Origin of the sequence: Lentimicrobium saccharophilum (assembly GCF_001192835.1) — a bacterium.
GTDB lineage: Bacteria > Bacteroidota > Bacteroidia > Bacteroidales > Lentimicrobiaceae > Lentimicrobium > Lentimicrobium saccharophilum.
The window spans coordinates 1,198,853-1,211,997 of record NZ_DF968182.1 but is presented as its reverse complement, the minus strand read 5'-3'; the positions used below and the strand labels follow the sequence as shown (position 1 = coordinate 1,211,997).

Annotated in this window: 5 protein-coding genes; all 5 read right to left on the bottom strand. The window is 49.0% G+C overall.

The annotated features are described in order from the left end of the window. Positions 1 to 22: 22 nt before the first annotated feature. Complete coding sequence (locus TBC1_RS04390) at positions 23 to 3,736, bottom strand: choice-of-anchor J domain-containing protein (RefSeq protein ID WP_062039039.1); 3,714 nt, start codon at positions 3,734 to 3,736, stop codon at positions 23 to 25. Between the two features lie 392 nt (positions 3,737 to 4,128). Then, on the bottom strand, positions 4,129 to 4,770 hold the full coding sequence (locus TBC1_RS04385; RefSeq protein WP_062039036.1) for a hypothetical protein: 642 nt from the start codon (positions 4,768 to 4,770) through the stop codon (positions 4,129 to 4,131). 159 nt (positions 4,771 to 4,929) lie between these two features. Beyond that, on the bottom strand, positions 4,930 to 8,520 hold the full coding sequence (locus TBC1_RS04380; protein ID WP_172668823.1) for a S8 family serine peptidase: 3,591 nt from the start codon (positions 8,518 to 8,520) through the stop codon (positions 4,930 to 4,932). A gap of 373 nt (positions 8,521 to 8,893) precedes the next feature. Next, the gene (locus TBC1_RS04375) at positions 8,894 to 9,127 is read right to left on the bottom strand and encodes a hypothetical protein (RefSeq protein WP_062039031.1); all 234 of its coding nucleotides are present in this window, start codon (positions 9,125 to 9,127) and stop codon (positions 8,894 to 8,896) included. 65 nt (positions 9,128 to 9,192) lie between these two features. After that, positions 9,193 to 13,095, bottom strand: coding sequence for a T9SS type A sorting domain-containing protein (locus tag TBC1_RS04370; protein WP_062039028.1), 3,903 nt, complete (start codon positions 13,093 to 13,095; stop codon positions 9,193 to 9,195). Between the last annotated feature and the right edge of the window lie 50 nt (positions 13,096 to 13,145).

The following is a 13,145-nucleotide window of genomic DNA, read 5'->3' as shown; positions in this document are numbered from 1 at the left end:
AAAATATGTTAATGCCCTGTTGTTATTCAGTGAGCTGTACATTTGACGTTCCGGGCCTTTTGGCCGGGTTGGGCGGCGTGTTCATGCCTATACTGTTTACACTGTTGTTGTATGCAATGATGTAGTCGAGGAACTCGATGTAGCCATTACCGTCAAGGTCGTAGAGCGTGTATCCGAAGAATCCGGTTACACCCAGGTTGTAGATGGCAATCACATCAAGGAATTCAATGTATTCATCATTTCCTACATCGCCTGAATAGAGCGCCCACACCGTACCCATTGATTTCTGGTTGGAACCGTAAGCCTGTCCGGCAGCAGTGGTAAAGTCATAGTCAATGGTAGTACCGCTGAAATCAACGGGCAGGGCACTCCAGGTTTCTACACTGCTGTGGTGGTCAATTACAATATAATAGCTGCCCGAGAAGGCTGCAGGAACCGATACAATCATGGAGCCGTCGGTGTTGATGTTGACTTCATGTGCGGCAAAGAGATATGCCCAGGGGGCATCGGCTTCGGCCAGGTAAACACTGAGGGTGTCAACCGTGGTTCCGCTGAACTTGTTGAAGATATTCTCATCCTGATCCACATCCTGAGCCTGGTTCATGGCTGAAACGCCGTTCCAGAAACCTTCAATGTACGCTTTCAGGTTGAGGGTTTTAACAGGAGGGGCAAGGGTGCCGACAAACACATCGTCCAGATACCATTCGTGTGCATAATTTCCCTCGTATCTGAAGGCAATAAAAATATCTTGCCCGGCATAAGCTACGAGGCTCAGAATTGTTTCTGTCCAGGCATCTGTAACACTAGCAGGTGACCAGATTTCAACAAATTCGCCATCATCGGGATTTCCCGATCCTGTGGAAATTAGTACGCTGTTTTTGCCATAATCATCAGGGAACTCATTATATGACCAAAAAGCAAGATCAATCTGACCGGACGATGGTATGCTTACGGGCGGGCTGACAAGCCAGCCATCTTCATCATAGCCAATGTCTCCGTAACTGTGCAGGGCACTTCTTTGACCGCCGGGAGTATTGTTGTATATATTTGATAATGTCCAGGCAGTTCCGCCTTCATCAGCATTATATGTCAGCCAGCACCCTAGGTTGGGTGATGATTCTTCAAAATCTTCGCTGAAAGGAACCGTGTAAGCATTGCACGGGGTAACAGTGAGAATCCCTGAAACATTTGTTGTGCCATCCCAGGGGCCTCCGATACCGCCATAGGTGAATGGTCCGCCAAGGTACCTGAACCGGCTGGCATAATAATAAGTACCGGGAGGGATGCCCTGTGCGTTTCCGATTTCAGCAAAATATTCATCGTTATTGCTTCCCGGGTCAAAACCAGTGTTGTATGCTGCAGGTACCCAATAATCCCAGGTACTTGGGTCAGTATCAGATGAACTGATTCCAATCCAGCATTCAATGCCAACGCCCGGACCTGCTCCCGGGGTTACTCCGGGTTCCCAACATTGGGCGTATACTGATACGTTTTCAGTCAATGTAATGGTCGCGGTTGGAGGCCATTGAAGATTATACCATGAAAGCACGGATAGCGGGGTCTCCTGAACGGTTACCTGGTCAACCACATTGGCCCGGCCGTAATTATTGATCCCCTCAAATGCGATCTGGTAAGTTGCTGATTTGTCAGGGAGGGTGATTATGTACTCGGTCCATGCAGTAATATCTTCAGTAAGGTGAATAAGTTCAGTCCATGGCGAGATTCCATCCGTACGATAATAAACTTTAAGCGTGTTCTGGTCGCCAACCCACGATTCCTGCCCGTAATAAAATACCAGTCTTGGATTTGTGATAGAAGTTAAATCCAGCGGGGGCGAGACAAGTTTAGCTACCGGAGTGTTGGTGCCGCTTGTTGATACAAACCTTGCATTTAAGTCGCCGGCATAGGCAGTAAGGATTAACCCGCCGGATGAACCGCTGGCATAACTCCACAGCCCGCTGCCGGTTTCCTGTATCTGGATCCATGAAGCTCTCGAAGGAGAGTCATCCTCAAAGGTTTCGGTCCAGGGGAAAGTAGTAATGGTAGGGTCGGCCTGGGTGGTAAAAGACCATACCGGGCATCCTGTGGCTTCTCCGCTTCCGTTGTAAGGTACAACCTTCCATTGGTAGGTGGTGGTGTAGTCCAGAGATACGGGAAAGGATGATACATTTCCAACATCTGTCCCGGTGGCAGGCAATGTTTCTCCATAAAATAAAATATACCCGGTTGCGTTGGCATCTGCATTCCAGCTAAGGTCGGTATTGGCCGGCACATCAATGGCTCCGTCGGCCGGAAATACCAGATCAACACAGGATGGGGGTGCCAGTGCCTGCGTTCCCCATAATTCGAGCATCATGTCGTATTCAAGTTGATTACTTGGTTCACCCAATACCCTTTGCCAGGCATTTCCGTTGCCATTGCCTTCGGTTGACCTGAGCCAGAAAAAGGTGCCTGAACCATTTTGTACGGATACCCAGCCCGTTTGCAGTGTAACCGGTGAGGTGAGATTCAGTTCATATCTGTAAACCAGGTACCCGCTGTTCCATGAGAGTACTTCAACATAATAGGGTATGGCATCGATCGTCTGAACAACAACCGGATTTGCCCAGTCTGGCTCTGAGGTGGCAGGCTCATCGTAAAATCTGACAATGAATTGCTGAGTGGCTCCTATGCTGTAACCTAAGGGCAGGCCTTCAACCACGATCTTTCTGATATCTTCTATGCCTGAACTTGAGAAGTTATCTGCAACCTCATATTCGGTGACATCATCAATATACGCACTGTTGTTCGCAGAAGTACCGTAGGTGAACTGATGCCAGAGCAAATCATCGGTATAGGCTGTAAAATTTGCCTGAACGGTCTGGTCTTTGGTCATTTCAACCGTTGTCCGGGATGCCGACGGATCCGTAGCTTCGCCGCTCCATGATTGAAACGTATTGCCAAAATCAGGGAGGGCCGAAATATTGGCAAATGATCCTTCAAGTTGTTGTGTAACACCCGGTGCTGGAATGACCGTGCCGTTTCCGGAAGGGTTAAGCATGGTCAGGTTGTAGGTGGAAGCAGCAAAGACCTTGATATCATCAATCAGCCACCAATAATCGTATGCGCCGATCCACTTGAATTTAAGTTTCACATTTGTCTGGCCGTTGGCAACAGATGTGATGTCAAACTGAGAAAAAACCGGATTAGTGCCGTTACCGGCGTTTACCGGAGCGCCCGACCAGTTATAAAGCAGGGTTTGGGTTACAAAATCATCATTGGAAATGAAAATACTGATGTCCGCAGCGCCGAATGTCCTGGCATAATGTTCCAATGACAGAAAAATCGCAGTGGTTGCCCCGCTGCAATCTATGGGTGGGCTTATTAAATCAGCTTCCTCAGGATCCCCGGTACCATAACCGTCCGAATCAAGGATCATGTAACCGTTTGATGCTGTGGTAGAGTTTAACTGACCTCCGTAATTACCACCGGTTAAGGTCCATTCCCAACCGGGAAAACCCGTTGGTCCGGCAATTACATTGTTCTGCCATCCGGCAGGAAGTGATCCGTTGAACTCTTCAGAAAAAATCATGGTGGCACGTGTGGAGTTAAAAATGCTCCGGTGACTGTTTTGGCAGGCCTCAAGCTGATACCTGCCATCTGTCTGATCTGAATAAATGGAAGCCTGTTGCTGGGCAAAGCCTCCAACCCACCATATAAGCAACAGCGGGCTTAGCAGTTTGTAAAATTTCTCCATTTTTTGCTTGGTTTTGGGATTAAAACTACTGGGTTAATAAGCAGATATTCAGTATATTAAGTTTAAGGTAAAAATTGCCTGCAGTATTTTGGTTACTATTTTTAATCAATAGTAACTGGTTGTCCGGCTTAATTAAATGATAATGAAGTAGTTGAGATGGGGAGAGATGTTGAAGCGCTTGATTTTGTTGAGAAAACCAAATTACTTCAGCCTGCAATGCCCTCCAAAAGGAATTGGTTCTGATTTATAAATCCGGCCCCAAATCATTGGTTTCCTGATTTCAAACCATATATACAATTGAGGTGTATGCGTCTGAAAGTCAACCAGACCTGTCGCTTCTGAGTAAATCAAGAAATTAGCATGTCATTGACTTAATGTTGTTTAGGTAAGGCTCATTGCCCGAGCAATGGTTTGTTGGATAAGGAAGCGCCTGATAGTTCAATCGGCTTGCAAACAGCCACTGTTCCGGATTTCTCCATAAATGATACAGCTGTAGTTCCCGGATTCTGATCTGATAAGCGGAGATCGGCTGTGGTGCCTTGATTGAAAAAGGATGGCGTTTTTTCGGAGATACTTACAACTTTCATGCTGATCCGGGCTATTCTGATCCCGGTATTTCCGGCAGGGATCAGTGATGCAAGCTCCGGTTTTACCGGAAACCTTGCCCTGACCAGATAAGCACTGATAGTATCAGGCAAAAAACTACAGTGGAGTGGCTGCTGATCAACACAACTTAATTCTGAAGACCCTTTTAATACTTCAACCTCAATCAGATCGCGTTCATGGTTTATAATGGATGGATTAAATTCAATTCTGTACTGTCCGTGCCCGTATAAAAATCCGGCAGGAAAATCATCATGGTTTGTCGATCTTACACAGATATCAAATTCAATCTGATCAGGGGCTGTCTGCGCGTCGTTGGTCAGATAAACTTCGCAGGATGCAGTCTGCGCATAAGCTGAAGTACCCATGACCATTGATACAAAAAAGAGTAAAAGGGTTAAAGGCGGAAATATGTGAAAGTTTGCTTTCATGGCAGATGAAGTTTATTATGTGAAATCAATGTATGCGGCTATGGTTGATGAATTCAACGTACTATTTTGCTAATATACAAATTCCGGCTCATAAAGATACACCCGGAAGCAGCGCTTGCTTCCGGGTGTTCAGCTGGATTCAGAAAAATTTCCAGTCAATTATTCAATTTGTTTACCTGAAAAATATCCTGGTCGTTTGACCGGATTTGCCGGGGTGTTCATGCCTACACCGTTAACATTGTTGTTATGCGCGATGATGTAGTCAAGAAATTCAACGTAACCATTGCCGTCGAGGTCGAAGAGTGTATATCCGAAGAACCCGGCTACACTAAGGTTATAGATGGCTACTACATCCAGAAATTCGATGTATTCATCACCGCCTGCATCCCCTGAATAGATCGCCCAATCTGACCCCATTGATTTCTGGTTGGATCCGTAAGCCTGGCCTGCGGCAGTGGTGAAGTCAAAATCGATGGTTGTGCCGCTGAAATCAACGGGCATGGCACTCCAGGTTTCAACACTGCTGTGGTGATCAATTACTATATAATAACTTCCAGTGAAGGCTGCGGGTACCGGAATGATCATGGATCCGTCAGTGTTGATGCTGACTGCATGAGCAGCATAAACAATTGCCCACGGGGCATTGGCTTCAGCAAGGTAAACACTGAGTGTATCAACGGTGGTTCCGCTGAACTTATTGAAGCTATTTTCATCCTGATCTACATCCTGTGCCTGATTCATGCCTGAGCCATTCCAGAATCCTTCGATGAAAAGACTCAGATTTAATGTCTTATCTGAAGATGTACCTTCAATAGATATGCCATCAATATACCAGGCATCAAAGTTATAATGATCTCCTTCCAGCACCCAGGCAATGTAAGTGACGGAGCCGAGATTGTTTACGATGGGTGTTGAAACAAGGCCTTCGTCATTTCCATTACCGGATGCGTTGACCCATGATTCATCCGTCCAGGTGATCCCGTCCGCACTTGACTGGATTTTATAGGACAGTCCGGATGCCCAGTCGTCGTAGAAGTGCCTGAAAGTCAAAGTAAGCTCACTCATTCCGCTGGTATTCAACGGAGGTGTAATCAGCCTGGAAATTCCGGTTCCTTCTGTCCAGATGGCCACCATCTCGTTTGGAGCTCCTCCGGCATTGGCACTGTTTGATACCGTCCACCGGTCGCTGATGGTTGATGTCTGGCTCCAGCACTCCGGGAAAGTTGAATTATTAAAGTTCTCATTTAATGGAAGTGAGACGATTCCGCAGTTTGTTGAAAATTCAATGTTGCTGCCATAGGCGGTTCCGCTGCTGTTTGTGGCATAAGCCCGGACATAATAGGTTGTTATCGGCGAAAGGTTGATCATCTGGCTGATAAAGGCGCCGGTACCCTGACCATTGATTGTAAAGTTGTCGGAAAGGGCAGGGTCCGGGCTGGTGCCATAGCATACTCCTCTGGCAGTGACCGCGGAGGTTCCTCCAAACACCACCTCGCCACCGCTGATTGCAGTAATATCGGTTATGTCCGTTACCGGGGATGTTATAACCACGGGTAGGTCAGTATTGGCTGCTTCAACAGTTATATCATCAATATACCAGTTGTCAATGGCAGAAAGGTTTCCTTCGACGGTAAAAGCGATGTATGTGACGGGTGAATTAAGGTTGCTATTGACTGTTGTCTGTGTGATAAAAGGTCCCTTATTCGTATTATTTACCGAAATCATCGACCAGGCTTCATTCGTCCAGTTTATGCCGTCGGTACTGCTCTGCACCCGGAGCGTAGCCCCTGTCCCGTAATCGTCAAGCAGATGACTGAAAGTCAGGTCAATCGAATTTACTCCCAGGGTGTTGATCTGAGGAGTCACAAGGCGGGTTGCACTGCCTCCTCCCTGCCAGTAACATTTTGCTTCGCCCTGAACAGCTCCGGCTGCCAGGTTCGTCGCAGAAAATGACCAATGATCAGCACTTGCCCCGGGATTCTGCTGGGTCCAGCAGTTTGGAAGGGCAGGGCCTGAAAATGATTGACTAAATGGTAAATTCAGCACTCCGCAAAAAGTGGTGGCATTGGCTTTTCTTGAAACTGCGGAATAATAGCCGCCATTTTTCGACCACAATGCATAATAATAGGTAGTAGAAGGATCAAGACCGGTATGTTCAAATTCTGTGAGGCTTCCTTCATAGAGTACAGTTCCGCCCCCTGAAATCGATTGACCCGGCAGATAATCTCCTGATGGGACACCGAAACTATTGGTTGAATTCCAGGCAAGCATTACTATATCATTGGCGGCATTGGGTTGCCAGTTCAGGTCAATCTGATTATGGCTTACAGCATCCGCCGAAAAACTCTGCGGGGCAGCCGGTAAAAGAGGGTTGATATAGCCTTGTGTCGCCAGCAGCGCCTCATAGGCATTCATGCGGCCGCTGCCGAGCATTCCGGTATAGTCAGGATTGAGCGCATCTATGTCGTCTGCCGTCGAGGTGAGAATATCTTTGATATCCTGAGGGTACAACTGACCCGGAGCAACCGAAAGAATCAGCGCGGCAACCCCTGAAACATGAGGACAGGCCATGGAAGTGCCCTGGTAGAATCCGTAACTGCTGCCCGTAAGGCAGCTCAGCACGCCTCTTTCATTAACATAATCTGTTTCACCGCCCGGAGCTGCAATATCAATCCATGTGTCATAGTTTGAATACCATGCTTTCTGATCCTGATTGTTGGTTGCGGCAACTGAAAACGCCCCGCTGTAATATGCCGGATACCATTGCCCCGGAGAGCCGCTGTTCCCGGCTGCATAGATGGTTATTCCGCCATTCAGCAAGGATCCGCCTCCGTTTGCATTGAAATAGTCAATGGCATCCAGTACCGCCTGTTCATAATACCCTGATGAGTTGTATCCCCAGCTGTTCTGAGATATCGCTGCGCCATTGTCGGCCGCGTAAACAGGGGCATTCTCAAATCCACTGCCTCCTGAGGAGCCGATAAACACCTGACACGACATAAGCCTGACCCCGTTCCCGCTGCCATCACCTCCGGCAATGCCGCTTACTCCGGTTCCGTTGTTCGTATTGGCTGCCACGGTTCCTGCAACATGGGTACCATGGTCTCCGGGAACAATTGTTGGCGAATCGTCAACAAAGTTGTATCCGATGCCACTCCACATATTACCGGCAAGGTCAGGGTGAGTGTATTGAATACCCTGATCAACGATGGCAACAATCACTTCGGAATCGCCCCGGTTGATGTTCCATGCTTCAGGCAGATCTATATCCGCATCCGAGGTCCCTCCCTGCTGTCCTGTATTGTGATAGTGCCATTGAGCAGGGTATTGCGGGTCATTGGGGGTGTAATTCAGCCCGGTTTCAGGCGGAAGCTGCATGGGATTCATAACGTTTCCGATCAGATGTTTCCGGTAAACCGGTTCCGACAGCTCGATTTCACCCAGCAAAGTGTAGGCGGAAACCATGGCGCGCAGGTCGGTACTTTCAGATACAGTCAGGTCGTACCACAGATGAAAGCCCCATGCCCGGTGCCGGTCGGCAAACCTGGTATTCTGCATCGCGGCGGCAAAGGTTTTTCTCACTTCAGTTACGCCGAACTGCCGGTTTAGCTGGTCTGTTTCGGGCAACCCAAACTGAACGATGCCCCGGGGGTCTGTTGATGGCAGATGATTGTCAAGCAGGGCCTCTGCTGACCGGCTGAATTTTATCCTGATGATGCCCTGTTCCATTGCGTCATCGGGAACGGACATTATGTCAATAGGAGGGCGTTCCCCCCTTTTGATGACTTGAGCAGCTCCCTTGTCCGGTAAAAACCAGCCGGAAGACAGGCCAAATATAGCAGTTATAAATAGGAACCGGAGAATTATTCTGCACCCTGAAGGGTTTATTGTTTCCATGGTGAAAGGTATTTAGGGGTTTATAATTGGATTGATTTCAGCTTCAGATTTAATTCCTGAAGCGGCATTGAATTCCGGAGAATCATTATTCATATATTCTTACTACACAGTTTCAGTATAAATAAGTAAATATGAATTAATGATTAATGTTTAGAAAAGTGTTGTGTTTATTGATTTGAAAAAGCCCGGACTAATGTCCGGGCTTTCGAAAAATCGGGTGTTGTGGTTATTCGAATTTATTCCTGGCATCGAAGGCTTTCTTGATACCGTAGCCGGCTGCCATGGTGATCAGCAGGACGATTCCGCCGCCGATGGGAGCGGTGCCTCCGCCGATGGGAGGGCCGCCGACAGGGTCACCTCCTGAGTTTGAGCCCGGACTGGGCTGGGCAAGCACACTGGCAGATAAACTCAGAACCATCAACACGGTGAATGCGGCTAAGTATTTCATGATTTTTTTCATATTCAGCAGATTTTAGTGGTTAATATTTGCTCCCCGGCCAGGCCGGGGAGCTTGGTTAAAATTGGTTAGCGGATAAACACTTTATGGTTGACAGTGCCTTTTTCGGTAATCACCTTCACGATGTAGGTGCCGATAACAGCCTGCATAGGAATGCGGGTGGTCATCTGGCTTCCCATGTTGGTGTTGATCAGTTCGCGTCCGGCCAGGTCATAGATGCGGACATCTCCTGCAAGGCCGGTGGTATTGGTAATCACCACGGTATGGTTATAGCTGTAAACGGAGATTCCGCCCAATGAAGGATCGTTGATTCCGGTAGCAGCCTTGAAGTGCACCCTGAAGCGGTTTTCATTGTCACTGGTATTGTAAGTGAAATTGTAAACCGGGTTCTGGCGCAGATCCTGGATGGTATTGAGTTTCAGGTCTTCGAGCATAACGGGGGTGTTAGCGCTGAAACTTTCCATGCCGGAAGCAGTAATGCTGTATGTTCCGCCAATGCCGCACTTAAATCCGAGGTTGACCACCTCATTACCTTCGAAGGGCAGTTCGTTGATGCTCAATACATCGCCGGGAACAATGCTGTAAAGCTGGGGTGCATTGCTGAGTCCCCACAGTTTATAAGCATCGTGCTGACCATCGAACAAGGGGGTGGCAGCTTCGTTGAACCGGATAAAGGCCGCATCAGAGAAGTTGTTTCCGTTAGCACTCAGTTTGAGCAGGTTTGCAAGGTTGCTCTTGTAGAACGGAATGTTGCTGTGAACACGGGCTGTCAGAGGAATATTGAATATCTCCTGGTCAGCCATTGCCTTGACAAAGAATCCATTCTGGGCCGGAATGATTCCGTCGGTAAGTGCACCGGTATATCCGTTCCATGAAACATACTGTACGCCGTCCCATACGTAAACGGCAGCTTCTGCTACGGCTGTCGGCATAATACCCACCATGGCATTCCAGGAGATAGCGCTCTGGAAGGGGTTGCCCAGCAGGTTCCAGCCAACACGGTCGGGATCACCGCCCATATTCTGGTACGAAAGGGTTTTGGTAACATCAGCGCTGTTGAATACGCCCGGGAAGAGGGCCATCTGAGGCTCGGTCATTTCGATGGAATAACCAAGACCCACTTCCATAAAGTCATACACAAACAGATTGACCCAGTCGCCTGAAGGCTCGTCATATTCGCGTGCCCATACGGCATCCTGGTTCAGCGGGAATACGGTGCCAAAGTTAATGTTGGTGACCGGCGATGACAGGAAGTGGAAGTCGGAGTTGGCAAAATAGCGCTGTACTTCGGCTTCGGCCACAGTCAGGTTCTCGGCACCAATAAATGAACCACCGTCAAGAATCAGGATGCTGGCGCATTCGGCAGGTACGGTAAGTGTCGGGAAATTGGGTACCCCGCCGGGGATGGTTACATCCGTTTCTGCGGTTGGTACGCAGGGATCCCAGTTGCCGATATTAAACCAGCCTTCATCAATAAGTCCGGTCCAGGTAGTTTCCGTGCAGGAGATAACCTGGGGTTCAACGGTAATGTCAAAGAATGATTCAACACCCATTCCGCAGCTGTTTACACCGTAAACGGATAATACTCCGCTGCTTGCCCCGATGGCAAAGTCGAGGGTAATCATGTTGCCGGTTCCGAAGATGGTAACTCCGGTTCCTGAGTAAACCCAGACATAAGAAGTGGCATTGGCTATCACGCCGACATTATAGGCTACGCCCATATCTCCTTCGGTAACCGTGGCCGGGCCAGCAATAAGTCCGGCAGCGGCAGGTATGTCAAGAACGGTAATTGTAAAGGTGCAGAAATCGGAGCATCCGGTTTCCATATCTTCATAGGTATAGGTTATGGTATGTGCTCCAACACCTGCAACTGCGGGATAGAAAATACCGTCAGTTACACCTGTGCCTGAATACACCCCGCCTGTGGGGCTGCCGCCGGCAAGCGTCTGACCGCCTGCATTGATACAAACATCCATATCGGTGGGACAGGTAACATCCGGCAGTGCATTTTCGATCACAATGGCGCTTCCGGTCATATCTGTAGTCCCTCCCGAATTGGTTCCGCTGGCGGTATAAACGCCTTCGAGTCTGAGCCCAAAGTCAAGGGCAGCGCCTGTCCCGGGTGTCGAAGCCACTGCTACGGCATCCTGATAGAGGGTGTAAGTTACCCCGATCTCAGATCCCGATAGTCCGACCACAACGCCATCCTCTCCTTCACAGTATGAGCCTCCGCCTGTCATTTCAAAGGCAACAGGAGGCAGTATCACGTCTTCAACCACCATGGTGATAATATCAGAAACGGCAGTAGCTGTGGTGACGCATGCTTCAGTGCTGGTCATTATAACATATACCTCATCGCCATTTAGCGGAATGTAAGCATAGGGATTTCCTGTGGCTACAGAGCTTCCGTTAACAAACCATTCATAGGTGGGTACACCTCCGTATACAGGAGTAGCTGTAAATGTTACGGTTGTTCCTGTTGTAACGGCGCCGGCGGGATCAGCTACAATGCTTACTGATGGTGTCAGCAGCGGATTGACAGTTATTGCTATGGTATTAGAAGTGGCGGGGTTGCCGGTGGTGCATCCCAGGCTTGAGTTCATCACTACGTAGACCTGGTCTCCGTTTTCCGGAATGACACTATAGATGGCGCTGTTGTTGCCGACCGTGTTGCCATTCAGGTACCACTGGTAGTCAGGGGTTCCCCCGTTCATCGGTGTGGCGGTGAATGTAACGCTGGTGCCTGCGCATACCTCGGTATCGTCGGCTTCAATGCTTACGCTGACCGGGAGCGGTTCTTCAACCACCATATCTATGGTATTAGAAGTGGCATTTCCTGCCGAGCACAGGATGTCGGGGATCATTACAACATAAACGGCATCTCCGTCAACAGGGACATAGGAGAATGAACCTGAAAAATCGATGCCCTGGGAAACGCCGCCAACAAACCACTCATAGGCCGGCTGGTCGCCGCCGTTCACCGGGGTTGCGGTAAAGGTTACCGTAGTTCCTTGGCAGACAGGTCCGGCCGGATCTGCAGCAATCGCTACGGTAGACGTTACCAGCGGCATTTCAGTAATGACTGCCTCACCGGTCATCGGTGTTGATCCGAAAGCATTGGTTCCGGTGACCGTATAGACTCCTGCCAGCTGATCGCCAAAAGTGATGGCCTCACCGGTTCCACCAACAATAACGGGAGGAACCATGGGGGCTCCGCCAAGCAGCAGTTCATAATTGACCTCAAGTTCTGAATCTTCCAGTCCGACAGGTAATCCTGCGAGGCCCTGGCAGTATGAGCCTCCGCCTGTCACGTTAAAGGCCAGGGGCGGGCTTCCTGCCGGGTTGGGCGGGAGATTGTTCAGTAAGGTAGTCAATACCTGTGGGCTGCAGAACAATACGGTTCCCGCGGGAATAACATAGGAGGTTGTTGTAGCCCCGGGAGCCGAGGTTGAAAGGACAAGGGATGGTGCGATACCTGGAGTAAATGGAACCGGAGTCTGGTTTGTGTTATCCCTGCTGGTCATCCTTAACCTGATGATCCTGGTACCGTTACCGGTTGGTGAAATAATTGAAGCTGCGCCGTAGGCCACCGGTAAAGGCCCGGTAAGCCTGACAAAACTCTGGGCCAGAGAGGGATTGGTAACAGAAGGCGGAGCCTGTGCCGTGTTCGTTAACCCGGTAGTGCCCGGGATCATTTCGAAAAAGATCTGGGTATTGGCCCCGTTGCGGATGGCCGGGTTGAAGTTAATCCTGTACTGCCCCCCGCCATAGGGGAAGCCGTCAGGAAAATCGACATTGTTGGTTGACTTGACATACAGGTCAAATTCAATCACATTGGGGCTGATTATCTCATCATTGGCAAGAATCACCTCGGAGGAAGCAACAGGCTGAGCCTGTGCCCCGGCCAAGGCAAAAAGAGCCAACAAGGTCAGAAGCACTTTCATGCTTAGGAAGAGTTTTGATTTTTTCATAATGTTTGGTTTTAAATTGACTTGGGATTATTGTTGAAAATATGTTAATG